The sequence below is a fragment of the Pseudomonas sp. genome, assembly GCF_048265905.1.
GTDB lineage: Bacteria > Pseudomonadota > Gammaproteobacteria > Pseudomonadales > Pseudomonadaceae > Aquipseudomonas.
In genome coordinates, this window is sequence record NZ_JBLXAP010000004.1 from 173496 (window position 1) to 197431 (window position 23936).

Below are 23936 nucleotides of genomic sequence, written 5' to 3' on the forward strand. Positions count from 1 at the left end.
GCAGTGCATGTTCAACTGCACAATGACGGCCGGAAATGATGCCATTAGGCTACGTTATTTTTATTGAACGATCAATCAATAAAAAGCTTGCAGGCGACCGAAAGCGCTCTGTTAACGACAGGATTTCCGCAGCCTTGAGGTTGTTCAGCGCTTAGTCAGAGGTGCCGCCAGCGTGGCGATTTGTGCGTATTTTCGCTGTTGTGTGGTGCCGCGGTTAAATGGCTTCGCCAAGTTGCATGTCGAGATAATCGTAGGCGATGTTCAGCGCTTCTTCGGTATCAAAACCCTCGCCGGACAGTGCGCCTCGCAGCCACAGGCCATCAATTAACGAGGCCAGGCCGCGTGCAGCGGTGCGGGCACGCTCTTGAGGCAATACGCGACGGAATTGCCCGCAGAGATTGGAGTACAAGCGGTGGTCGTTGACCCGCTGCAAGCGTCGCAGCGAAGGTTGATGCATGCTGCTGGCCCAGAAGGCCAGCCAGGTTTTCATCGCCGGGCCGCTGACCTGGCTTTGATCAAAGTTACCGTCGATGATCGCGCGCAAGTTGTGCCGTGGGCTGTTGTCCTTGAGGGCGCTGCGGCGCTCGCGAACCGCGTCGCTCAACGCCAGCATCAAATGGCGCATGGTGGCTTCGAGCAAGCCATTTTTATCTTTGAAGTAATGGCTGATGATGCCATTGGAAACCCCAGCCAGCTTGGCGATATAAGCAATACTGGCGTCGCTCATACCAACTTTATCAACTGCTTCAAGGGTCGCAGCGATCAACTGGGAACGACGGATCGGCTGCATTCCGACCTTGGGCATTTGAGACTCCAACAGGCGCTTATAAGGGCGCCCAGTCTAGGGCCATTTTTGTTGATCGATCAATCAATATTAGCGCTGCTGATTCGGTCTCTTGTGGCTTTAGCCGTCCATGTTGCTCATTACAGAGGCTCAGCAAGCGCTGGCTCAATCATTCTGACCTGCAGATCGCGGCTCAGGTAATTCATGCGCTGCTCGTGGAATTCACGCATGTGTGGCAAGGCTATGTGGCGATTGAAAGCGGCTTGATCCTGCCAGACTTCGTAAAAAGTAAAGCGCGTAGGCTCAAGTGGGTCGCGCAGCATGTGGTACTCAATGCAGCCATTTTCAGCCCGACTGGCTGCGATATAGCCGCGAAACAGGCTAGCGAATGCCTCGGACTGTTCCGGGCGAGTGTAGGCGTCGAGGATAAAGGCATAAGGCTGGGTCATAAGTCGCACTCAGAGGATGATTGATGAGTGCACTTTAAAGCAGTAAAACCAGTTTTATTCGTGACTTTTAAGCAAATGTTATTTGTCCAACAGCCTATTTTTAGCTGTGCTCAAGGTCTCTAAACTGCGCACAACTAAAAACTTACCGGGTGTTTTGCTATGTCTAACGTCATGAAAAAAATTCTGTTGCTCGACGGTGGTAAACAGTTCGCGCATTCTGCGGGGCGCTATAACAGCACCATGCATGAGACTGCGTTGCAGGTGCTTGATCACGCAGGTTTTGAGCTGAAAACAACTCGTATCGATGATGGTTACGATATTCAGGAAGAGGTTGAGAAGTTTCTCTGGGCTGACGTAATCATCTATCAAATGCCGGGTTGGTGGATGGGCGCGCCCTGGACGGTCAAGAAGTACATCGATGAGGTGTTTACCGAGGGGCACGGTAGCCTGTACGCCAATGATGGACGTACCCGTTCCGACAGCTCGCAGAAGTATGGCAGCGGCGGTTTGCTGCAAGGCAAGCAATATATGCTGTCCTTGACTTGGAATGCGCCGACTCAGGCTTTTGATGATCCGACTGACTTTTTCGCCGGCAAGGGTGTTGATGCGGTCTATCTACCGTTTCACAAGGCCAACGAGTTTCTGGGCCTGAGCGGCTTGCCGACCTTCATCTGTAACGATGTGATGAAGGCCCCGGCAATTGAACAAGATCGTGCACGCTATGCCGAGCACTTGGCTAATGTGTTTGCGCTGTCGTTGTAAGCCCAAATCCCGAGCTTGGTGGTTGATCAGGGTTCAGACCCGTCGGCGAGTTCGCTCCCCGGTTGCCAGCCACCGCCCAAGGCTTTGTACAGGTTTACTTCGCTACTGAGTTGGGCGAGGCGATCGCTGATCAAGTCCTGACGCACCTGAAACAGCAGGCGCTGGGCATCGAGGAAGATCAAATAGCTGTCGACTCCGCCACGATAGCGCTGTTGCGCCAGGTCGAAGTACTGCTGAGTGCTATCGAGTAATGCTTGCTGCGCTGCGAGCTGTTCTTTGTAGGTCAGCCGAGCAGTCAAACCATCGGACACTTCTTGAAAGGCCAGTTGGATGGCTTTTTCGTATTGCGCGATTTGGCTGTTCTTCTCGATTTCAGCCACGTCCAATGATGCACTCAGGCGTCCGGCGTTGAAAATCGGTAGATTGATTTCTGGCTGAAACAGCCAGGTGCCGCTGCCACCACTGAACAAGTCTGACAGCGACGAACTCATTGTGCCTGCGTTGGCGGTCAGGCTGATGCTGGGAAAGAACGCTGCGCGCGCCGCACCAATATTGGCATTGGCGGCTTTGAGCATGTGCTCAGCTTGAAGAATATCCGGGCGCCGTTGCAGCAGTTGCGAGGGCAGGCCGGCCGGCATTTCCGTAAGCAAAGTGTCGTTGAGTTTCGGGCTGGCTGGCAGGTTTTGCGGCAGGTTGCCACCGAGCAATAACATCAATGCGTTTTGGTCTTGCGCCACTTGCCGACGATATTGAGCCAAGACTACCTTGGCACCATCGAGCGAGGTTTTTGCCTGACTCAGAACAATCGCTGAAACGGCTCCGGCTTCCAGGCTGCGCTTGGTCAGGTCATAGCTGTCTTGGTAGGTCTTGACCGTTTGCTCTGTCAGTTGCAGCAGTTGCCGGTCGGCCTGCAAGGTAAACCAGGCATTGGCAACGCTGGCGATCAGGCTGATGCGCACACTTTGTTGCGCCTCGATGGTGGCGAAATATTGCTCCAGCGCCGCCTGATTCAGGCTGCGCAAGCGGCCGAAGAAATCCAGCTCCCAGGCACTGACGCCCAAGGTGGCGCTGTACTGGCTGTTGATGCTTGAGTCGCTGTTCTGGTTGACGCCTTCCGGTATGCGCTGGCGCGTGCCAGTGCCATTGGCATTTACTTCAGGGAACAGTTCGGCCCGCTGAATGCGGTATTGCGCCTGATAAGCCTCTACATTCAAGGCCGCAACGCGCAGGTCTCGGTTGTTGTTAAGCGATTGCTCGATCAGCTTGATCAGCGCCGGATCTTTGAAAAAACTGCGCCACTCCTGCAACTGTGCTGCCTCGGTTGTGCCTTGTGCTGGATAAGCATCGGCGCTTGGGTAAACCGCAGCGACCGGCGACTCTGGTTGGCTGTACTCCGGGTTCATCGAGCAGCCACTCAGCAGTGCGAGGCTGAGCAGGCTCAGAGTAAATTTATTCATGGCTGCACCTCATCCTGCGCAGTCTTTGTACGCTTTTTGGGTTTAAACCAGGAACTAACCAAGATAAAGAATAACGGTACCCAGAATATTGCCAGCAGGGTTGCGCTAAGCATGCCGCCGATAACGCCTGTGCCGATTGCATGCTGGCTGCCCGCACCCGCACCGCTGGAAATTGCCAGCGGCACCACGCCGAGGATAAAGGCCAGCGAGGTCATGATGATCGGTCGCAAGCGCATGCGACAGGCTTCCAGCGTGGCCTCTACAAGGCCCTTACCCTGGTCGTTGAGTTCTTTGGCGAACTCGATGATCAAAATGGCATTCTTCGCCACCAGACCAATGGTTGTGAGCAAGCCAACCTGGAAGAACACATCATTGGATAGCCCGCGCATGCTGGTGGCCAGCAGCGCACCGACTATCCCCAGCGGCACCACGAGCAAGACTGCCAACGGAATGGTCCAGCTTTCATAGAGTGCAGCGAGGCACAGGAACACGAAGATCATCGACAAGGCATACAGTGCGGGGGCCTGTGAACCAGACAGCCGTTCTTCATAGGATATGCCTGTCCATGAATAGCCCACGCCTACAGGCAATTGGGCGGCCATTTCTTCCATGGCCTGCATGGCATCACCGGTGCTGTAACCCTCGGCAGGTGCGCCGAGAACTTCCATGGCTGAAACACCGTTATAACGCTGTAGCTTTGGTGAGCCGGAAACCCATTTACCGCCCGCAAAGGCGCTGAAAGGCACCATTTTGCCGTCGCTGTTGCGCACGTACCATTTGTTCAAATCTTCGGGGGCCATGCGTGCTGAGGCTTCACCTTGCAGATAGACTTTCTTTACCCGCCCTTTGTCGATGAAGTCGTTAACGTAGCTGGAGCCCCAGGCAATCGACAGTGTGTTGTTGATGTCGCTGAGGCTCAAGCCCAGCGCTCGCGCTCGCTCGTCGTCAATTTCCAGTTGGTATTGCGGCTCATCTTTCAGGCCGTTGGCCCGCACGCCGGTGAGCGCCGGGTTTTCGCGGGCCATCCTGAGCAATTGATCCCGTGCTTCAGTCATGACCTCGTGGCCTACGCCAGCGCGGTCTTGTAAATACATGTCAAAGCCGCTGGAGTTACCCAACTCACGAATTGAGGGCGGGGCAAAGGCAAACACCATGGCATCGGTGATTGAGCGAAAACGCTCTTGCGCACGAGTCACCAGGCTGAATACGCTGTTGGCCTCGCCGGGGCGGTCTTCCCAGGGCTTCAAGGTCACAAAGGCCATGCCTGAGCTTTGCCCGCGACCTGCAAAGTTGAAGCCGCTGATACTGAATACCGACTCGACAATATCGCCTTCTTCATCGAGCAGGTAATCACGCACCTGGTCCACGATTTCCTTGGTCCGTGCCATGCTGGAGCCTGACGGTGTTTGCACCTGAGCATAGAACGAGCCTTGGTCTTCCTCGGGCAGAAACGCGCTGGGAATACGGCTGAACATCCAGGCAATGATGCACAGAATCAGTGCGTAAAGGATGAGGTAGGGCAGCTTGTGTTTGAGAATACTGACCACGCTGCGCTCATAGCCGCTTACACCGCGCTCGAAGGTTCTGTTGAACCAGCCGAAGAAGCCGCGCTTGCTGTAGACCTCGCCGTCTTTGATCGGTTTGAGCAGGGTCGCGCACAGCGCAGGAGTGAAGATCAGTGCAACCAATACCGAGAGGGTCATGGCGGCAACGATGGTGATCGAAAACTGGCGATAGATGACCCCGGTCGAGCCGCCGAAGAACGCCATCGGTAGAAACACAGCAGACAACACCAGCGCAATGCCGACCAGCGCACCCTGGATCTGGCCCATGGATCTGCGTGTGGCTTCGAGCGGGGAAAGCTTATCTTCGGCCATCACCCGCTCAACGTTTTCCACCACGACGATGGCGTCATCCACCAGCAAGCCAATCGCCAGCACCATGCCGAACATGGTCAGGGTATTAATGCTGAAACCGAATGCATCAAGCACCGCGAAAGTGCCGAGCAGAACCACCGGCACGGCCAGGGTTGGGATCAGCGTGGCGCGGAAGTTTTGTAGGAACAGGTACATCACACAGAACACCAGAACGATGGCTTCCATCAGGGTGAAAATCACCTCTTTGATTGAGCCTGCAATTACTGGGGTCGTGTCGTTGGGGTAAACGATTTCAAGGCCTTTCGGAAAGTAGGGCTTGAGGTCTTCGAGGGTGCTGCGAATGGCTGCCGAGGTCTCTAGCGCGTTGGCGTCAGTGGCCAGCCTGATCGCCATGCCCGCGGCTTGTTTACCGTTATATTCTGCCGAGGTGCTGTAGTTTTCCCCGCCCAATTCAACCTTGGCAATATCGCCAAGACGAACCTGTGAGCCATCAGCGTTAACCTTGATCAGGATGTTTTTGAATTGTTCCGGAGTTTGCAGCCGGGTTTTGCCAATAATCGTCGCATTCAGTTGCTGGCCATTCTGGGCCGGTAATTGACCAAACTGGCCGGAAGAAATCTGCACGTTCTGCGCTTGAATGGCGGTTTTGACATCCACTGGCGTGAGTTGGTAGTTGTTAAGCTTTTCCGGGCTGAGCCAGATGCGCATGGCGTACTGCGCACCAAAAATCTGGAAGTCACCCACGCCTTTGGCCCGCAGTAGCGGGTCTTGAATATTGGAGACGATGTAGTCGGCGAGATCGTCGCGGTCCATGCTGCCATCTGTCGATACCACACCGACAATCATCAGGAAGTTACGCACCGCCTTGGTGACACGAATCCCTTGTTGCTGCACCTCTTGCGGCAGTAACGGTGTTGCCAGTTGCAGTTTGTTCTGCACTTGCACCTGCGCGGTATCGGCATCGGTGCCCTGATCAAAGGTTACCGTGATGGTCATGGTGCCATCTGAGTTACTTTCCGAGGAGATATAGCGCAGGTTGTCGAGGCCGTTGAGTTGCTGCTCGATCACCTGGGCAACAGTGTCTTGCACGGTTTGCGCAGAGGCGCCGGGGTAGGTGACTCTGATGCCGATGGCGGGTGCTGCGATGCTGGGGTATTGATTGATCGGAAGATTAAGAATGGCCAGACTGCCGACCAGCATGATCATCAGCGCAATGACCCAGGCAAAGATCGGCCGGTCGATAAAAAAACGAGACATGCGTACCGCTCCTTATTGAGGGTCAGCGGCATTTGCCGGAAGGGTAGCGGGGTCTACTTCTGTCTCGATCTCGGCTTCCGGCTCGGCGTCGGCTTCGGCCTTGGCTTTAATGTTCTGCGCCGGTACCGGTTGGACCTTGTCGCCAGGCAAAACGTACTGCAGGCCTTCAGTGATCAAACGGTCGCCATCATTGAGCCCGGCGGTAACCAGCCAGTTGCTGCCGGAAGTGCTGTGGGTCGTAATCGAGCGCAGCTCCACTTTGTTGTCGGCATCCACCAGCATGGCAACAGGCTCGCCTTTGTGGTCACGGGTAATGCCTTGCTGTGGGGCGAGAATCGCCTGTTTGCGCACGCCGCTGATCAGCTTTGTATGCACGAACATTCCAGGCAGCAGAATATGGTCGGGGTTAGGGAATACTGCGCGCAAGGTGACCGAGCCGGTTGTTTCATCAACTGAAACTTCGGAAAACTGCAGCGTGCCGGTGTGCTGATATTCACTGCCGTCCGGAAGTATCAGTCGGGCTTGCGCCTGGTTTGTACCTGCCTTGTCGAGTTCTCCGGCCGCGATGGCTGTGCGCAGTGCCAATTGGTCTTTGACCGACTGGGTAACGTCTACGTAAATCGGATCATATTGTTTGATTGTGGCAAGAGCAGTGCTTTGGCCATTGGTCACCAGCGCACCTTCGGTGATCGCGGAGCGTCCGATGCGACCGCTGATGGGGGCGGTGATCTTGCTGTAGCGCAGGTTGATCCGGGCTTGGTCCGCCGCCGCTTCAGCTTCAAGGCTTGCTGCGCGGGCGGCTTCGTAATCTTGTCGGCTCACCGCTTGGCTGGCGACCAGTAACTCATAGCGTTTGGCTTTGGCCCTGGCTGAAGCCAGCGTTGCCTCGGCGCTCTTTAGCGTGGCTTGATAAGTGGCCGGGTCGATCTGGTAGAGCAATTGCCCAGCTTTTACATCATGGCCTTCTTCGAACAGGCGCTTGAGGATGATGCCGTCAACCTGCGGTCGGACCTCGGCGACACGTAATGCCGTGGTGCGACCTGGCAACTCGACTGTTTGCTCGAAGCGTTTGGCTTTGAGGGTGACTATGCCAACCTGTTGTGGTTTTTTCTCTGTTGGAGCGCTGGTTTCGTTGCAGCCGGCTAACACAAGACTCAATGCAGCCATTGAGCCAATCAGTAAGGGTTTAAAGAAGCCTTGCATGCCCTGCTCTCCATTACGACCGGCTGGTAATCAGCGTTGCTGTAGCTAGCAGGCTGGTCCAGCTTATATGGCTATATAGTTGATGGGGTCAACATTCTCGCGATAAGGTTGACTGAGTCAACATTGTTTACAGAATCCTTACTTCCGAGTGTTTCCGCCGTGACCAACCAAGCGTTATCCCGCACCCTGCGTCGTCTGATCATGGGTATGAAGCACCGTGTTTTACGCGATCTGCGTGAAGCTAATCTTGCGCTTAATCCGCCTGATGTATTGTTGCTGGAGCAACTGGCGGAGCAGCCGGGCCTGAACCCGCTCGGGCTGACAAAGCTCAATGGCTGTGACAAAGCCTTGATTACGCGCCGGGTGCGCAGCCTTGAGGGGCGTGGCTGGATAAAGCGTGAGCCAGATCCGCAAGACCAACGCAGCGTGCAGTTGAGCGTCACTGCGCAGGGTGCTCAGGTTAAAGATCAGGCTCTGGATATATTTTATGCGGCTGAAACTGCTGCATTTGCACCGTTGAGCGATGCCGAGCGCGAAGCGTTATTGGCTCTGTTAACCAAATGCTTGCCTGCTGAATAAGTCTTGGTCTTTGTGACATTGATATTCGCGCATTAAAAAGCGGACCGAAGTCCGCTTTTTAAAACTGAGGTTAATACGGCTTATTTAAGCCATTCAGCTACGCGTTCAGGGTTATCTGCAATCCACTTTTTGGCTGCGTCTTTAGGATCGGCGCCTTCGCGGATAGCCAGCATGACCGTACCCACTTCTTCACCACTCCACGAGATTTTCTTCAGGAAGGCTGCGGCGTCTGGGGCTTTAGTTGCCAGTGCAGGGTTAGCCACTGTGTCTACGTGCTCGTCATCGCCGAAGACTTTTTTCGGGTCATCAAGGAAGCGCAGTTTCCATTTGGCGAACATCCAGTGTGGGATCCAACCGGTTACAACGATTGCCTTCTTGTCTTTCTCCGCACGCGCCAGGGCGGTCGCCATGCCCGGGCCTGAGCTTGGCATCAGCTTGATGTCGAGGTTGTACTGCTTGATTGCGTCTTCGGTACGGCGCATAACGCCTGCACCAGCATCAATACCGGTAATTTTACCGTCGATATCTTTGCTGTACTTGTTCAGGTCTTCGATGCTTTTAGCTGCGAAGTAGTCAGGCACGATCAGGCCGATTTTAGCGCCTTGATAGTTAGTGCCGAGGACTTCAACCTTGTCTTTGAAACGTTTGAAGTATTCGCCATGAGTGGTTGGCAGCCAAGCGGACAGGGTCACGTCAAGGTCACCACGGGCCACGCCTTGCCACATGATTGCAGGTTCTACCGCTTGCAGCTTGACGCTGTAACCGAGTTTGCTTTCGAGTACTTCAGCCGCAACGTTGCTGACTGCGACACTGTCGTCCCAGCCGTTTACGAAACCGATTTTCAGCTCTGGTTTATCCGCAGCCATTGCGGATGACATGCCAAGCGCCAAGGCTGCAACGCCAAGGCCTTGCAGGCACATTGATTTGATTTTACGCATAGGGTTTTGCTCCGTCAGTGTGAGTGGCAGTTGTTATAGGTTTACTGGCTCGTTCTGATTGCGGGCCTTGTTGCAGCCGACGTCATGCTGGCTACACCCTCTTGGACCACAGGGGCGCTCACTGCAAGGTGAGTCACCCAGTAAACCGGCAAACAGGGTTTGCTCGGCTTTATCAAACCTTCCCGCCAAAACTGGCGGGAAGGTGTTGAAGCTAATCGGCAATTTTACAGGCCGACGAATTTCTTGACGGCAGCAACACCGTCTTCCCCATCAACAGTGGTTACACCTGCAAGCCACTTGTCGAGGGCTTCCGGGTGCGCTTTGATCCACTCTTTAGCCACGGTGGTCGGGTTCTGCTTATCGAGAACTTTCTCCATCAACTGGCTTTCGATTTCGACTGTGAACTGCAGGTTATTGAGGAGCTTGCCAACGTTAGGGCACTGCTCTTCATAGCCAGGCGAAACCACGGTGTAGACCTTGGCCGCGCCGTAGTCTGGACCGAATACATCATCGCCACCGGACAGGTAAGTCAGGTCAAACTGAGTATTCATTGGGTGTGGTGCCCAACCGAGGAAAACCACTGGTTCTTTTTTCTTCACGGCACGCTGAACCTGAACCAACATGCCAGCTTCGCTGGACTCAACCATTCGGAAGTCACCGAGGTCGAATTGGTCGCCTTTGATCATTTTCTCAATCAGCAGGTTGCCGTCATTACCGGGCTCGATACCGTAAATCTTGCCGCCCAGTTGATCTTTAAACTTGGCGATGTCTTGAAAGCTCTTCAAGCCAGCTTCTGCGGCGTAGGTCGGTACAGCCAGTGTGTACTTGGCACCTTCGAGGTTGGCTTTGGGCAGAACCTTGACACCACCGTCCTTGAGGAAGGGCTCAATCACCGCATCCATTGATGGCGCCCAGTAACCGAGGAATACATCAATTTGTTTCTTTTTCACGCCGGTGAACGCGATAGGTACTGACGCGAGGATTTTGCGGGGCTGATAGCCCAAACCTTCAGTCAAGGTCATGGCAACGCCTGTAGTCGCAGAAATATCTGCCCAGCCAATCTCGGCAAATTTAACCTGCTTACAACTCGCAGGTTCTGCAGCCCATGCGCCTTGCATCATCGTGCAGGCCAGCAGGCCAACTCCTGCAAGTGTCTTGATCGTGTTCATCGGCAACTCCCTAGTCTTTTTAAATGAAAGGCTTATTTATTGACGTTGCAGTTTTGCGCTCAACCAAGTCATAACGCTGCTGCGACTATTCTCTTGCTTAGGTGTGCCGAAGCTTTCTGTAATACGGTCAAGGATGATTGCCAGCAACACCACGGCCATGCCGCTTTCAAAGCCTAGACCGATATCCAGACGTTGGATGCTCGCGAGTACGTCGTTACCCAAACCACCGGCGCCGACCATCGAGGCAATGATCACCATCGACAGAGCCATCATGATGGTCTGGTTAACGCCCGCCATGATTGATGGCATCGCATTTGGCAGCTGTACCTTGAACAATAATTGGCGACCGTTACAGCCGAACGACTGGCCGGCTTCGACGATTTCCTTGTTGACCTGACGAATACCCAAGCTGGTCAAGCGTACGGCTGGTGGCATCGCGAAGATCACGGTTGCGATGATGCCGGGGACGCGGCCGAGGCCGAAGAGCATGGCCGCCGGGATCAGGTAAACGAAGGCTGGCATGGTCTGCATGAAGTCGAGGACGGGTCGGATAATCATCGCCACGCGCTCGCTTTTAGCCGCCCAAATGCCCAGTGGAATACCCAAGACCAGGCTGATAAGCGTTGCCGAGAAAGTCAGGCCGAGTGTGACCACCGTTTGCTCCCAGAAGCCGGTCATTACGATCAGCACAAATGAGATGGCGGTGAAAATGGCGAAGCGTAAACCGATGCGCCAAATGCCCAGTGCAACAAAAATAGCGATCAACAGCCAGGCTGGCGGAAACATCAATATGGCTTCAATGGCTTCGGAGAAGCCGCTGACAACCTGGCCAATGCTGTCGAAGGCGCCGCTGTAGTTATCCAACAGGTGCTGGACAACATCATTTACCCAGCTGCCGAGGTCGAGTTTTTTATCGCTCATGATTAGTCTCCCTGCATGCGGGTCAGAAGGCGGCCCTTGCTGATGGCACCGCTGTAACGGCCATTCTCATCTTTGACTGGAATCGGGCCTTCGTTATCAACCAAGCGCTCAATTACTTCGTTTAGCGGCATGTCTTCAGGGGCGCACTCAATCTTTTTGAGTACATCCGCATCCAGTGCATGTGGTTGCCCGTCTTCGACCATCAGGGCAATTTTTTCGAGGCTGATAGAGCCTTGGAAAACGTTGTCCTGATCGACGATGAAGGCGTAGTGTTTGTCCATGTCCTGCAGCTTCTGGCACACCATCTGCGCGTCGGGTGCACTGCCGTTGTGGACGAAAAGCGGCACACTGTCGGCCTTGAGCTGACCAGCCGTGAGATAGCGGTTAGTGTCTACTGTGTCGAAGAAGTTACGTACATAATCATTGGCCGGGTTATCGACCAGCTCTTGCGGTGTACCGACCTGAATCAGCTTGCCGCCTTCCATGATGCCGATGCGATTACCAATGCGCATGGCTTCTTCAATATCATGGGATACGAAGATGATGGTCCGGCGATGGGTCTTTTGCAGCTCGAGCAGCACGTCTTGCATTTCACGGCGTTTGAGCGGATCGAGTGCCGAGAAGGCTTCATCCATGATGATCATCGACGGGTCGACGGCCAGCGCGCGGGCCAGGCCAACACGTTGCTGCATACCGCCGGATAATTCATGGGGATGCTTGTGGGCGAAGGTGTCGAGACCCACCTGGGTGAGTACTTTCATTGCCCGTTCTTCGCGTTCTTTACGGCTAATACCGGCGACTTCAAGACCGAATGCTGCGTTATCCAGCACGGTGCGAGAAGGCATCAACGCGAAGGACTGAAAGACCATGCTCATGTCACGGCGACGCAGGTCTATCAATTGCGATTTAGGCAGCTTTGCAACGTTCTGCCCATCAATGAACACATCGCCAGCACTCGGTTCAACCAAACGGTTGATCAGACGAATAAGCGTTGATTTGCCCGAGCCAGACAGGCCCATTAGCACAAATATTTCGCCTTCTTCGACGCTAAACGATACATCGCTGACCCCGATTACGGAGCCTTTTTCCGCAAGGATTTTATCTTTGCTCCAACCTTCTTTAAGCAGGTCGATTGCTTCTTGTTCATTTTGGCCAAAAACCTTGTACAGGTTCTTTACGACGATTTTTCCAGACTGCATGGGATTTGTTCCCCTTCAGAAGACATCCAGATCAGTTACGCGGAGCTCTGCTTTAGGCAGAGTGATGCCGACTGTTCGTGTCTGTGTGGGTTTACGTGGTTCCAGGATATGGTTGGCCAATTGCTGCGCGGCGCTTCTGGTTTAATCGGGCACCACCAAAGCGTCGCCCCATGTGCCGTTAAGGCGGTGGACGATTCAGTATTGTGATTGTGATCAAACCTTGCTGTGCCGTGCTGCAAACTGCTTTCCAAACCCTCTGGCAGTGTTTTGAAGCCCAATCCTTTGGGTGAACACATCTCAACCTGAGATGCGCGTACATCCGAATTTTCTTGTTGGGCTGGCGCCCGCTCGGTGGTTGGCCAGCACGTTTTTATTACTTCGGTCCAAGGCAGTTTGCCTCGGTCTGTTTGCTCGGTTTCAAGCAACAGCGACGAAATCGGCTGACTCAACGATATAGGCTTCTAGTGGCGACAATTGTCGATTAGCGACCCTGACGTGTTGGGCGGCGACATTGCGCATACCTATTAAAACCATAACAGACTTTTTAGCCTCAAGGCCAAGGCTGGAAGCCGCGTCGTACGTGGTTTTCAGCTTTTCAGTTCGGTGCAGCCGCCGTAGGCCGGGGGCTGTGGCGGAATCAAAAAAAACTGAAAAAAAACTGATTTTTGCTGAAAAAACACACTCGGGTGTAGTTTTTATTGCACATTTTTAGCCGTGAAGAGGTGACCTTTGTGTCGAATATTTGTTGCGTTTTTAGCTTTAATGCAACCAATTCAAGAGCTGTTTTCCCAAGTATTTCATTGCTTTGTATCGCTACATGAACATATCTGTTTTGCATGATTTCAGATTTGTTCGGCATTGCTCATGTGCTCGATAAAAACAGCACCCAGTGAAGATTGGACATGGGGATTTGAACCGCTCCTGCGTCCTTTACTCGACCGTATTGACGGGTTTGGATATGAGTAAGTCGGTGCTGGGCGTCAATCCTTTACTGAAATCCTGATCATGGCCGCCATACAACAATTCCCTTGAGGAAACTGTCGTGGCTATCAGTGTGTTCGACCTTTTTAAGATTGGTATTGGCCCTTCCAGTTCGCATACGGTTGGCCCGATGCGCGCCGCCGGATTGTTCTTGGGCGCAGTGCAGGAGCGCCATTTGTTAGCGCGAATCGCGCGTATAGAAGTGCGTCTTTATGGTTCACTTGCGGCGACTGGGGTTGGGCATGGCAGTGACAATGCGGTGTTGATCGGTTTGATGGGCGAGTTGCCTGACAGTGTTGACCCACGCCAGGTGCTGCCACGGATCGAGACCCTCAAGGCCGACTCACAGCTGAAGCTGGGCGGTGGTCCACTGATCCACTTTGACTGGCAGCGCGACATGTTGTTGCTCGAACAGAACCTGCCTTATCACCCCAATGCGCTCACCTTGTGCGCTTTCGATGCTGAACATTGCGAGCTGTACAGTAATACCTACTACTCGGTAGGCGGCGGTTTTGTAGTTGATGAGGAGCAGGCAGCGACCGGCAAGTTGGATCAGGATCAAACCCGGCTGCCCTATGATTTCTCCAGCGCAGCGCAGTTGCTGCAGTTGTGCCAGCAGCACAACTTGCGAGTCAGTGAATTGATGATGGCCAACGAGCAAGCCTGGCGTACTGAAGCACAGATACGCAGCGGCTTGCTGACGCTTTGGCAAGCCATGCGTGATTGCGTTGAACACGGCTTGCGTCATGAAGGCGTTTTACCCGGCGGTCTGCACGTGCAGCGTCGCGCAGCCAAGTTGCATCGCAGCCTGCAAGAGCTTGGTAAGCCGAACGTGATCGGCTCAACGCTCTCGGCGATGGAGTGGGTGAACCTCTTTGCGCTGGCGGTCAACGAGGAAAATGCAGCCGGCGGACGCATGGTTACCGCGCCTACCAATGGTGCGGCGGGCATCATTCCAGCAGTGCTGCATTACTACATGAAGTTCAATCCAGAGGCATGCGACGAGGACGTCGTTAATTACCTGTTGAGTGCTGCAGCGGTTGGCATCCTGTGCAAGAAGAATGCATCAATCTCCGGCGCCGAGGTTGGTTGCCAGGGCGAGGTCGGCTCAGCGTGCGCAATGGCTGCTGCCGGGCTGGCTGAGATTCTCGGCGCCACGCCCGAGCAACTTGAGAACGCCGCAGAAATTGGTTTGGAGCATAATCTTGGATTGACCTGTGATCCGGTTGGCGGGCTGGTGCAGGTGCCCTGTATCGAGCGCAATGCGATTGCTGCAGTCAAGGCCATCAATGCCGCGCAAATGGCGCTGCGTGGCGACGGTAAACATTTTATTTCTCTGGATCGAGTGATCCGAACCATGCGTGATACCGGCGCGGACATGCAGGATAAATACAAAGAAACCTCACGCGGTGGTTTAGCCGTGAGCGCCATCGAATGTTGAACATTTGAGCCTTTGCAGGACACGAAAAACGCCCGTGCTCTTTTTTGGTGCGCCATCAACCGAGTGCAGTAATTGGCACTTCAGACAAGCGCGAACGGGACGCTTACCGCTCGTCTGTTACTGCCCGGTCGACAAATTGAGGCCTGGTTACAAACGGTCGTTTGAATGGTGCTACCGAAATGCTCAAGCCCGCATGGTAGCTAGCTTACAGGTCGTTTTCCGGATCGTTTTGTCGTGACTGAGAATGCCGCTTTCATGCGGCTTGCAGCGACCTGCAACTTATTATTGAACGGCCAGTCAATTTAGGCATGGCCTTTGCGTTGCGATTAGGGCCTGTCTGGGGCTGTAGTAGGCCAGACGTTGCGTGTTTGATCACGATGCACGGTGTCGATGTTGCGTTAGAAACAATGACTGAAACTGTTCCTGACCCGTCTGAGCGTTGCGCTGAAAATCGTAGATCTATTCCAAGAAAGGGCTGATAAAGCTCAACTACGTGCTTGTGTGAGGGTTTGCTTAATGTCGCAGTCCACCGCCGGAGGCCAGCCTCCGAACCCGTTACCTCAGACCATCGGCTTTTTGCTTCTGGATAACTTCACCCTGATTTCTCTGGCTTCGGCAATCGAGCCGCTGCGCATGGCCAATCAGCTTTCTGGCAAAGAGCTGTATCGCTGGTACACCATTACTCTCACGGGGGCTACGGTATCGGCCAGTGACGGCTTGAATATCAGTCCGGATGCTTCGCTTTCCAGCGTACCGAAACTGGACTCGGTGATTGTCTGCGGAGGCGTGGATATTCAGCGCAGCGTTACCCGCGAGCATTTGCAGTGGCTGCAGCAGCAGGCGCGGCAAGGTCGCCAGATCGGTGCGGTCTGTACCGGTAGCTGGGCCTTGGCCAAAGCCGGTTTGATGGACGGTTATGACTGCAGCGTGCACTGGGAATGCCTGGCCTCCATGCAGGAAGCTTTCCCGCGTGCGGCGATCACCACGCGCCTGTTTTCGATCGACCGCAACCGCAATACATCGTCCGGCGGCACCGCACCGATGGATATGATGCTGCACCAGATCGGCCGCGAGCATGGTCGTGAATTAGCGGCGGCAATTTCCGAAATGTTTATCTACGAGCGCATTCGTAACGAGCAGGATCACCAGCGCGTTCCGCTCAAGCATATGCTCGGGACCAATCAGCCAAAGCTGCAGGAAATAGTTGCCTTGATGGAGGCAAATCTTGAGGAGCCGATCGACCTGGACGAGCTCGCCTGTTATGTCGATGTTTCGCGGCGTCAACTGGAGCGGCTGTTTCAGAAGTACCTGCACTGCTCGCCATCGCGCTATTACCTGAAACTGCGCTTGATTCGTGCGCGGCAATTACTCAAGCAAACGTCGATGTCGATTATTGAAGTGGCTTCGGTGTGTGGCTTTGTTTCGACGCCACATTTCTCCAAGTGCTACCGCGAGTATTTCGGGATTCCGCCGCGTGATGAACGCGCGGGCAACAGCCTGTCGAAGATCGTCTCGCTGGTGCCTGTAACCGAAGACCTGATGCGGCCTTCGTCATCCAGCGCCATGGCAGCGCTGACTCGCGCGCAAGGTGAGTCAACCTTTGCCAGCGTGCGCCTTTAAGTGACTGGCATTGCTTGGAGTAAGGCGGGCAACGCGGAGTTTATCCGCTGAATCCTGAGCACCAAAGGTGGGTAAAAAGGCATTACCCACCCTACTTTTAAGCAGGTTGTAGGGGGCGACAACGCGAAGCTTGTCCACCATCGGTAAAAACCGGTTTATTTCGGTTTAGGCACCAGTGCCGGTAATAGCGTACGTGAAACTGCTTCGCGCACAGCTGGCAGTAGCGTCGCGCTGCCGCCCAATAGCTCTTCAACCAGACGCCGTAACGCCACCGCCCGGTCAGGGCTCAAACCACTTACGGCTTGTGCGCAGGCTTGCTCGGCGGTTGCGCCTGACGGGATCGCCAAGCCGATTGCATTGAGGCGTTCGCGCAGGTCTTCCTGGTCGATCAAGTCAGCATGCATCATGGTTAACCTCCTGCGACTGGCGGCTTAACGCAGCACGCCTTCATCCAGTAATAATTTGAAGATAGCCTCGGCGGCCTCGGTTGGCGAGCAGTCTTTAAGCACTTGGCCGCCACCGCCTGATGCCTTGGCCGTGGCGGCTTTCATCCGTTCGGCGCCAGTTTTGGCCTTGATCACTTTAAGCCGTTTCGGCCGCGGCCGTGCGGGCTGCAATTGCCCCTCGCTAAATAACAGGTCAGGGCAGACATTCGCAGCCTGGCTCTGCAACTCGCCGCGCCGCGCTGGGCCGAAAGCACTTTGCCGGGCGGGCGGTGCGGCGTTATCAACACTGGCGATAAAGGGCATCTGCACCTGTAAACGCCGACGTTGGCCACGGGGCAATGCCTGCAATACGTGCGCAACGCCCTGATCGATGCGCTCAACCTCGGCCAGCCCCACCACCACCGGCCAACCGAGTTGCTCGGCCAGCAAATAGGGCAGCATGCCCGAGCCTTCACCGGTTTCAGCCTGGCTGCCGGTAAGGATGAGTTGAGCATCGCTGTCGAGGAAATAATCGCTCAGCGCATAAAGCACGTCGGCCTGCGGCGGCTGTTCAAGTACTTGAAGCTGTTTGATGCCCATGCCCAAGTAACCGCGCAATGCTTCTTGCTGCGCATCGCCTGCGTGCAGCACTTGCAAGGCTTCGCCGGCGAGGCGCAAGCCAAGTTCGACTGCGCGTGCATCCTGCTCGGCGCGACGGGGCCTGCCGGAGGTCGGATGGGCGCCGATTGAAACCAGCGCCACAACATTGAGCGCTGTTGCGTTTTCAGGATTAGGCAGCATCACGAATGCCTCCCTGACGATGGGCGTCGATGCGGGCAATCAATGCCTGAAGAATTGCCGCTGAGTCGCCAATGACTGACAAATCAGCGCGTTTAACCATGTCGCAATTGGCGTCCATGTTCACTGCGACGACTTTGTCGCAGGCGCCAATCCCTTGCAGATGCTGAATGGCGCCTGAAATACCAACGGCCAGATAGACCCGCGCCGTGACCCAGGTTCCGGTCGCACCCACTTGCCGATTGCGCGGCATAAAACCGTCATCGACAGCCACCCGTGATGCGCCTTCGGTCGCGCCCAGTGTTTCGGCCGCCTGATGGAATAGTGACCAGTCTTTAACGCCGTTACCGCCGGACAGAATAAATTCCGCCTCAGCCATTGGGATCAACGCCGGGTCGACTGCAACCGCACCGAGATCCTTGATGCGTGAGCGACTCGGGTTGATCGCATCTTGTAGCTGCATAGGCTGCGCCTGATGACGGGTTTCACTGATGGGCTCGGCGCATTCAGCTGTGGCCAGGATCAAGCGTGGCGCTGGGCGTTGTAGATCCTCGCGGCCTGCACCGGCACGGCCGATACTCTGCTCATCCGCAACTTGCCAGACCCGGGTCGCCGGACGTTCTGACAATCTTGCGGCCAGCCTGCGGCCCAGTTCACCGCCGCCATTGCGGCTGTCCGGCAGTAACCAGTGGCGCGGTGCAAGTTGGTTTTCAACTCGCGCCAATGCCTGTACGCGCTGTTCCGGCGAGTAGCCATCAAATACCGCGTCAGTAAAGTGCAGAACACGGTCGACGCCTGCGGTGTCGAATCCGCTCTCTTTGTGTTCGGCAAAGATCACTGCGACCACTGCGCCGTCTGTGCCTGCCAGTTTGTGGGCAAGGCCCAGCAGATCCTTGTCGTGGCTGCTCAGGCGGCCGCCGACCATATCCGGTACTACGCAGATATAGAATGCCGGCTGCTCAACGATATGCAGCGGTAACTGCACCACGCTTGGTGCGCTGCTGCGTTTGCCGCTGCTGGTTTGCTGCGCGCCCGACCGATCGATACGTTTGATTCCGTTTGGCCCAATAAAACCAACGGCATGCGGATTCTTACGAGGCACGCCATCCGCGCTGAGCCAACTGGCAACGCTAGTTTGCATGCTAGCGTGCAGCGGGTGCAGGCGGTTGCGTGCTATCCACTCGGCGCGTGGGTCACGGCGAATAATGTCACTCATACGGCCTCCACTGCTTCGCGTTGGGCAGGGCGAGTTGTTGTTTCGATCAACACTTCAGCAACCAGCTCGGCGATGTCCTTGATCTGCGGGCGCGGCTCAACCACGCCTTCAAGCATGACCGTGCACTGCGGGCAGCCAACCGCGACAATTTCAGCACCGGTTTCCTTGATATCGACCATGCGCATATCGGGAATCCGTTGTTTGCCGGGAATATCCGTAATTGGCGCGCCACCGCCGCCGCCACAGCAGCGGGAGCGAAAGCCTGAGCGCTGCATCTCTTTGACCTCGATACCAATCGCATTGAGTACGTTGCGCGGCGCCTCGTATTCACCGTTGTAGCGGCCAAGGTAGCAAGGGTCGTGATAGGTCACCGACGCATTGCGATGCTTGCTCAGATTGAGTTTCCCGCTGCTGATCAATTGGTCGATATAGGTGCTGTGGTGCAGCACGCTGTAGTCGCCACCGAAGGCGCCATATTCGTTTTTCAGCACATGAAAGCTGTGCGGATCGGCGCTGACGATGGTGTTGAAGCGGTATTGCGCCAAGGTGTTGATATTACGCTTGGCCAGCTGTTGAAAAGTCGCCTCATCGCCAAGTCGGCGTGCCACATCACCGCTGTCGCGCTCTTCCAGCCCGAGTACTGCGAAGTCGACGTTGGCGGCTTTGAGCACTTTGACCAGTGCGCGCAAGGTACGTTGATTACGCATGTCGAATGCGCCGTCACCGACCCAGAACAATACATCGGCTTGTTGCTTATCACGCATCAAGGGTAAATCGAGATCTGCCGCCCAGTTCAGGCGTCCGCCCGGTGCGAAGCCGCCGGGATTGTCAGTGGCAATCAGGTTTTCCAGTACTTCGGCGCCTTTATTCGGCGTGGCGCCTTGTTCCAAGGTCAGATGACGGCGCATATCGACGATGGCATCGACGTGCTCGATCATCATCGGACACTCTTCAACGCAGGCGCGGCAAGTGGTACACGACCAGAGCGTTTCTGCATCCACCAATGCCTTGCCGTCCAGCGAGACAATTGGCAGGTGCGGTCCGCCGCTGTGTTCGCCAATGTTCTTGCCCGGATAAGGCGAACCGGCAAACTTGGCATCAGTACCGCCAGCCAGGCCAACGACCATGTCTTGAATGAGTTTTTTCGGATTCAGCGGCTGGCCAGCGGCAAAGGCCGGGCACGCAGCTTCGCATTTGCCACATTGCACGCATGCATCAAAACCGAGCAGTTGGTTCCAGGTGAAATCGCTGGGTTTCTCAACACCGAGGGGCGCTTGCGGGTCATCCAGATCAAGCGCTTTCAGACCAGTGGAACGGCCACCGCCGAAGCGTTCAGCACGGCGGTGCCACGCCAGATGTAAGGCACCGGCAAAGGCGTGTTTCATCGGCCCGCCCCAGGTCATGCCGAAGAACAATTCGCTGACGCCCCAAGCAATACCAACCAGTAATACGACAGCCAGCAGCCAGCCGCCAAAACCAGCAGGCAGAATCCCGGCAACTGGCAACGTGGCAATAAACAGGCTGACGGAGAACATCAGCAGGCTTTTCGGCAGGCGCATCCACGGTCCTTTTGACAGCCGTGCAGGCGGGTCGAGGCGCCGTTTGGCGACAAATACTGCGCCGACAAACATCAATGCAGTCGCAGCCAAAAGGGTGAAGCTAAGAATCCGGTTATGCAGGCCAAAACCATGCACCAGAATTGCCAGCACAGCGGCCAGCACGAAACCGCCAGCTGTTGCGACGTGGGTATTGGCGATATATTTATCGCGAGCCACCACATGGTGCAGGTCAACCATGTAACGGCGCGGCATGGCCAATAGCCCGCCGAGCCAGTCAACTTGAGCTGGCCTGCCGCGGCGCCACATGGCAAAGCGTTTCAGCGCACCGATTACGGCCAGCGCCAGTGCGGCAAATAGCAGAATCGGCAAAACGGTATTCAACATCATCGGGTCTCCTTGGCGGGACCGCAAAACCTGAAGTGAGACGGCCAAGCGCCAACTCACCAGCTTGTATTCTTCAGCAAAGGCTTGCTGCCTTTGCTCTTAGCCATCAGCCATTTACGTGATCAAGTCACCGAGTGCGCTGAGCAAGGCGTTCACTGAGGCCAATAGATGTGTCTATTGGAAAGATGAACAACCCGGCACAGCTCGCTCAGGGGCCGATCAGAAGTCTTTACACAACCTCAAGGCGTCGTAGATGGCCGCGTGTGTATTGCGCTGGGCCACGCAGTCGCCGATACGAAACAGCAAGTAGCCATCGCCGCTCTCGCTCAGGCAAGGCTGCGGTTGAATGGCGAATAGTGCTTCGACGTCGATCTGTCCCTTGTTACGCGAGCCGTCCTTGAGTGCGTAGTACAGGCGCTCGTCCGGGCGCACGCCGTTCTCGACAACCACTTGGTCGATCACCCGTTCTTCATGGGCCCCGGTGTATTCGTTCTCCAGCACCGCAACCAGCTTGTCACCTTCGCGATAGACCTTTTCCAGCATCAAATCGCCGGTCATGATCACTTCTTTGGGGTACATGCTGCGGTAGTAAGTAGGGAACGATGTGCCACCAATGGCGACGCCGGGCTTGATATCGTCGGTGACGATCTCAACTTGCGCGCCTTTGTCTGCGAGGAAATCGGCCACCGACATACCGGTGAACTCGCAGATGGTGTCGTAGACCAGCACGTTTCTACCCGGCGCAACGGTGCCATCGAGAATGTCCCAGCTGCTGACGACCAAGCCGTCTTCTGCGCCCCATTGCGGGTTTTGTTCAACAAACGGATGCCCGCCGTTGGCCAACACCACAATGTCTGGGCGCAAGTCGAGAATCGTTGCTTCATCGGCGCCTGTGCCGAGGCGCAGGTCTACATTCAGGCGCGCCAGTTCGAGCTGGAACCAGCGGGTAATACCGGCAATCTGGTCACGTTGCGGCGCCTTCGACGCCGTGGTGATTTGTCCGCCGAGCTGGTCTTTCTTCTCGAACAAGGTCACGTCATGGCCGCGCTCTGCCGCAACGCGTGCGGCTTCCATCCCGGCTGGGCCTCCGCCGACAACCACCACCTTGCGTTTGATTCCGCTGGTTTTCTCGATGATATGTGGCACGCCCATGTATTCACGGGAAGTGGCGGCGTTCTGGATGCACAGCACATCCAGGCCTTGATATTGGCGGTCGATGCAGTAGTTGGCGCCGACGCACTGTTTGATCTGATCAATCTGGCCCATTTTGATCTTGGCGATCAGGTGCGGATCAGCGATGTGCGCGCGGGTCATGCCGACCATGTCGACATAGCCACCTTCAAGAATACGCGTGGCTTGGTTCGGGTCCTTTATGTTCTGCGCGTGCAGCACTGGCACCTTGACCACTTCCTTGATGCCCGCCGCCAAATGCAGGAACGGCTCAGGCGGGTAGCTCATGTTGGGAATAACGTTAGCCAGGGTGTTGTGCGTGTCGCAGCCCGAGCCAACCACACCGATAAAGTCGAGCATGCCGGTGTCGTCGTAGTATTTTGCGATTTGCTTCATGTCTTCGTGGGTGAGGCCGTCCGGGTGAAATTCGTCACCGCACAGGCGAATACCCACGCAAAAGTCGTCGCCGACTTCCGCACGCACCGCTTTAAGCACTTCCAGGCCAAAGCGCATGCGCTTTTCAAAGGTGCCGCCCCATTCGTCGTCACGCTTGTTGACTCGTGGCGACCAGAATTGATCGATCATGTGCTGATGCACGGCTGACAATTCAACGCCATCGAGCCCACCTTCCTTGGCGCGGCGTGCGGCCTGGGCGTAGTTGCCGATCACCCGCCAGATTTCCTCGGGTTCAATGGTCTTGCAGGTGGCGCGGTGAACCGGCTCGCGGATGCCAGATGGCGACATCAGTGTTGGCCAATGGTAGCCGTCCCAGCGCGAGCGGCGGCCCATGTGGGTAATCTGGATCATGATCTTGGCGCCATGCTTGTGCATGGCGTCGGCAAGATTCTGGAAGTGCGGGATGATGCGATCGGTCGACAGGTTGACCGAACTCCACCACTGTTGCGGGCTGTCGATGGCAACGACCGATGATCCACCGCAAATCGCCAGGCCGATACCGCCCTTGGCCTTTTCCTCGTAATACTTGACGTAACGCTCGGTCGTCATGCCGCCGTCGGTGGCGTACACCTCGGCGTGCGCGGTGCTGATTACACGGTTGCGGACAGTCAGTTTGCCGATCTGGATCGGCTGGAACATTGCCTCGAAAGCCATTTCTTACTCCTCAACAGGTGGCGCTTTAAAACGGCTGGGTCAAACAGGTTTAACGATAAAAAGGCCGTGTTCGTGGCCTTCTTCGGATGCGCCGAATTCTTGTTCGGCAACAGTCCGTATCGGGCTGCCGCTGGCTTCGAGGATCTGGTCCATGGCCCCGGCAAACCAGCCGGTGAACATGTAGTCGACCTTGCGTCCGCACTTGCCATATACATAAACAAATGCCGAATGCTCGAGACGTACCTCGGCGGTGCCTTTCTCAAGATTGATGTGCTCGATCTTGAACAAGCCCCAACCACGCTGTGAAAGCCGCTTCATGTAGTGTTCAAATACAGCGACGCCTTTCAGGCCGTGACATTCAGCCTCTTTCTTGCACCAATGCCAGGCAGATTTATAGCCAGCTTTGTAGAGGATTTCGGCATAGGCATCTGCACCCAAAACCTCTTCAATCCCCATGTGGTTATTGACGAAGAAGTGCCGTGGAACATAGAGCATCGGCAGGGCGTCTGTCGTCCAGACCCCGGTCTCATCGTCTACTTGGATTGGCATTTCAGGTGCGTGTGTGGACATGTTCAAACTCCAAAAATCTAGGTCTGCAAAGCCAGGGGCTTGCCTTTAAAAATGCCTGGGTCATACC

General features: G+C 55.5%; 19 protein-coding genes. 4 read left to right on the top strand and 15 right to left on the bottom strand.

The genetic code is table 11. The features are described 5' to 3' along the window. Positions 1 to 214 precede the first annotated feature (214 nt). Entirely contained in the window at positions 215 to 805 is a 591-nt protein-coding gene (betI, locus tag ACN0UH_RS08195; RefSeq protein ID WP_417661589.1) for a transcriptional regulator BetI, read from the bottom strand. A gap of 119 nt (positions 806 to 924) precedes the next feature. Then, a complete protein-coding gene (locus ACN0UH_RS08200) occupies positions 925 to 1233 on the bottom strand; it encodes a putative quinol monooxygenase (RefSeq protein WP_417661590.1) in 309 nt (102 codons plus the stop codon). 171 nt (positions 1234 to 1404) lie between these two features. On the opposite strand from ACN0UH_RS08200, the gene ACN0UH_RS08205 reads away from it, so the two are divergent. Beyond that, entirely contained in the window at positions 1405 to 1995 is a 591-nt protein-coding gene (locus ACN0UH_RS08205; RefSeq protein ID WP_417661687.1) for an NAD(P)H-dependent oxidoreductase, read from the top strand. 26 nt (positions 1996 to 2021) lie between these two features. Here the strand turns inward: ACN0UH_RS08205 and ACN0UH_RS08210 are convergent, their stop codons facing one another. The 3 genes from ACN0UH_RS08210 to ACN0UH_RS08220 are packed head-to-tail and all read right to left on the bottom strand — an operon-like array spanning position 2022 to position 7789. Beyond that, a complete protein-coding gene (locus tag ACN0UH_RS08210) occupies positions 2022 to 3452 on the bottom strand; it encodes an efflux transporter outer membrane subunit (protein ID WP_417661591.1) in 1431 nt (476 codons plus the stop codon). Beyond that, positions 3449 to 6586: an efflux RND transporter permease subunit gene (locus ACN0UH_RS08215; RefSeq protein WP_417661592.1), complete on the bottom strand. Its 3138-nt coding sequence runs from the start codon at positions 6584 to 6586 to the stop codon at positions 3449 to 3451. Before ACN0UH_RS08215 ends, ACN0UH_RS08210 begins: the two co-directional genes overlap by 4 nt. 12 nt (positions 6587 to 6598) lie before the next feature. Further along, positions 6599 to 7789, bottom strand: coding sequence for an efflux RND transporter periplasmic adaptor subunit (locus tag ACN0UH_RS08220; RefSeq protein WP_417661593.1), 1191 nt, complete (start codon positions 7787 to 7789; stop codon positions 6599 to 6601). 123 nt (positions 7790 to 7912) lie between these two features. On the opposite strand from ACN0UH_RS08220, the gene ACN0UH_RS08225 reads away from it, so the two are divergent. Further along, positions 7913 to 8368 (top strand): MarR family winged helix-turn-helix transcriptional regulator, encoded by a 456-nt coding sequence (locus tag ACN0UH_RS08225; RefSeq protein WP_417661594.1) that lies wholly within the window; start codon positions 7913 to 7915, stop codon positions 8366 to 8368. A gap of 80 nt (positions 8369 to 8448) precedes the next feature. Here the strand turns inward: ACN0UH_RS08225 and ACN0UH_RS08230 are convergent, their stop codons facing one another. The 4 genes from ACN0UH_RS08230 to ACN0UH_RS08245 form a co-directional block, all read right to left on the bottom strand. Beyond that, entirely contained in the window at positions 8449 to 9306 is an 858-nt protein-coding gene (locus ACN0UH_RS08230) for a glycine betaine ABC transporter substrate-binding protein (protein WP_087515327.1), read from the bottom strand. A 224-nt stretch (positions 9307 to 9530) separates the two neighbouring features. Beyond that, complete coding sequence (locus tag ACN0UH_RS08235) at positions 9531 to 10475, bottom strand: choline ABC transporter substrate-binding protein (RefSeq protein ID WP_417661595.1); 945 nt, start codon at positions 10473 to 10475, stop codon at positions 9531 to 9533. Between the two features lie 36 nt (positions 10476 to 10511). Next, positions 10512 to 11396 (bottom strand): ABC transporter permease, encoded by an 885-nt coding sequence (locus ACN0UH_RS08240; RefSeq protein WP_417661596.1) that lies wholly within the window; start codon positions 11394 to 11396, stop codon positions 10512 to 10514. Between the two features lie 2 nt (positions 11397 to 11398). Further along, positions 11399 to 12595: a quaternary amine ABC transporter ATP-binding protein gene (locus ACN0UH_RS08245; RefSeq protein WP_417661597.1), complete on the bottom strand. Its 1197-nt coding sequence runs from the start codon at positions 12593 to 12595 to the stop codon at positions 11399 to 11401. 1042 nt (positions 12596 to 13637) lie between these two features. Between ACN0UH_RS08245 and ACN0UH_RS08250 the strand changes: the two genes are divergently transcribed. After that, a complete protein-coding gene (locus tag ACN0UH_RS08250) occupies positions 13638 to 15017 on the top strand; it encodes an L-serine ammonia-lyase (RefSeq protein WP_417661598.1) in 1380 nt (459 codons plus the stop codon). A 516-nt stretch (positions 15018 to 15533) separates the two neighbouring features. After that, positions 15534 to 16637, top strand: coding sequence for a GlxA family transcriptional regulator (locus ACN0UH_RS08255; protein ID WP_417661599.1), 1104 nt, complete (start codon positions 15534 to 15536; stop codon positions 16635 to 16637). A 155-nt stretch (positions 16638 to 16792) separates the two neighbouring features. Here the strand turns inward: ACN0UH_RS08255 and ACN0UH_RS08260 are convergent, their stop codons facing one another. From ACN0UH_RS08260 to ACN0UH_RS08285, 6 genes are all read right to left on the bottom strand, one after another. Further along, positions 16793 to 17044, bottom strand: a complete 252-nt coding sequence (locus ACN0UH_RS08260; RefSeq protein ID WP_087515334.1) for a hypothetical protein — start codon at positions 17042 to 17044, stop codon at positions 16793 to 16795. A gap of 24 nt (positions 17045 to 17068) precedes the next feature. Then, positions 17069 to 17863, bottom strand: coding sequence for an electron transfer flavoprotein subunit beta (locus ACN0UH_RS08265; RefSeq protein ID WP_417661688.1), 795 nt, complete (start codon positions 17861 to 17863; stop codon positions 17069 to 17071). Next, a complete protein-coding gene (locus tag ACN0UH_RS08270) occupies positions 17853 to 19076 on the bottom strand; it encodes an electron transfer flavoprotein subunit alpha/FixB family protein (RefSeq protein WP_417661600.1) in 1224 nt (407 codons plus the stop codon). Before ACN0UH_RS08270 ends, ACN0UH_RS08265 begins: the two co-directional genes overlap by 11 nt. Beyond that, a complete protein-coding gene (gene dgcB / locus ACN0UH_RS08275; protein ID WP_417661689.1) occupies positions 19073 to 21019 on the bottom strand; it encodes a dimethylglycine demethylation protein DgcB in 1947 nt (648 codons plus the stop codon). The genes ACN0UH_RS08270 and dgcB overlap by 4 nt, the downstream gene beginning before the upstream one ends. A 219-nt stretch (positions 21020 to 21238) precedes the next feature. Further along, positions 21239 to 23299 (bottom strand): dimethylglycine demethylation protein DgcA, encoded by a 2061-nt coding sequence (gene dgcA / locus ACN0UH_RS08280; protein ID WP_417661601.1) that lies wholly within the window; start codon positions 23297 to 23299, stop codon positions 21239 to 21241. Between the two features lie 39 nt (positions 23300 to 23338). Then, positions 23339 to 23869, bottom strand: coding sequence for a DUF5943 domain-containing protein (locus ACN0UH_RS08285; protein WP_417661602.1), 531 nt, complete (start codon positions 23867 to 23869; stop codon positions 23339 to 23341). Between the last annotated feature and the right edge of the window lie 67 nt (positions 23870 to 23936).

Excerpts from the sequence above, each read along its gene's own strand:
- betI (WP_417661589.1), bottom strand. The coding sequence starts at position 805 with ATGCCCAAGGTCGGAATGCAGCCGATCCGTCGTTCCCAGTTGATCGCT.
- ACN0UH_RS08200 (WP_417661590.1), bottom strand. The coding sequence starts at position 1,233 with ATGACCCAGCCTTATGCCTTTATCCTCGACGCCTACACTCGCCCGGAA.
- ACN0UH_RS08205 (WP_417661687.1), top strand. The coding sequence starts at position 1,405 with ATGAAAAAAATTCTGTTGCTCGACGGTGGTAAACAGTTCGCGCATTCT.
- ACN0UH_RS08210 (WP_417661591.1), bottom strand. The coding sequence starts at position 3,452 with ATGAATAAATTTACTCTGAGCCTGCTCAGCCTCGCACTGCTGAGTGGC.
- ACN0UH_RS08215 (WP_417661592.1), bottom strand. The coding sequence starts at position 6,586 with ATGTCTCGTTTTTTTATCGACCGGCCGATCTTTGCCTGGGTCATTGCG.
- ACN0UH_RS08220 (WP_417661593.1), bottom strand. The coding sequence starts at position 7,789 with ATGCAAGGCTTCTTTAAACCCTTACTGATTGGCTCAATGGCTGCATTG.
- ACN0UH_RS08230 (WP_087515327.1), bottom strand. The coding sequence starts at position 9,306 with ATGCGTAAAATCAAATCAATGTGCCTGCAAGGCCTTGGCGTTGCAGCC.
- ACN0UH_RS08235 (WP_417661595.1), bottom strand. The coding sequence starts at position 10,475 with ATGAACACGATCAAGACACTTGCAGGAGTTGGCCTGCTGGCCTGCACG.
- ACN0UH_RS08240 (WP_417661596.1), bottom strand. The coding sequence starts at position 11,396 with ATGAGCGATAAAAAACTCGACCTCGGCAGCTGGGTAAATGATGTTGTC.
- ACN0UH_RS08245 (WP_417661597.1), bottom strand. The coding sequence starts at position 12,595 with ATGCAGTCTGGAAAAATCGTCGTAAAGAACCTGTACAAGGTTTTTGGC.
- ACN0UH_RS08255 (WP_417661599.1), top strand. The coding sequence starts at position 15,534 with ATGTCGCAGTCCACCGCCGGAGGCCAGCCTCCGAACCCGTTACCTCAG.
- ACN0UH_RS08260 (WP_087515334.1), bottom strand. The coding sequence starts at position 17,044 with ATGATGCATGCTGACTTGATCGACCAGGAAGACCTGCGCGAACGCCTC.
- ACN0UH_RS08265 (WP_417661688.1), bottom strand. The coding sequence starts at position 17,863 with ATGCTGCCTAATCCTGAAAACGCAACAGCGCTCAATGTTGTGGCGCTG.
- ACN0UH_RS08270 (WP_417661600.1), bottom strand. The coding sequence starts at position 19,076 with ATGAGTGACATTATTCGCCGTGACCCACGCGCCGAGTGGATAGCACGC.
- dgcB (WP_417661689.1), bottom strand. The coding sequence starts at position 21,019 with ATGTTGAATACCGTTTTGCCGATTCTGCTATTTGCCGCACTGGCGCTG.
- dgcA (WP_417661601.1), bottom strand. The coding sequence starts at position 23,299 with ATGGCTTTCGAGGCAATGTTCCAGCCGATCCAGATCGGCAAACTGACT.
- ACN0UH_RS08285 (WP_417661602.1), bottom strand. The coding sequence starts at position 23,869 with ATGTCCACACACGCACCTGAAATGCCAATCCAAGTAGACGATGAGACC.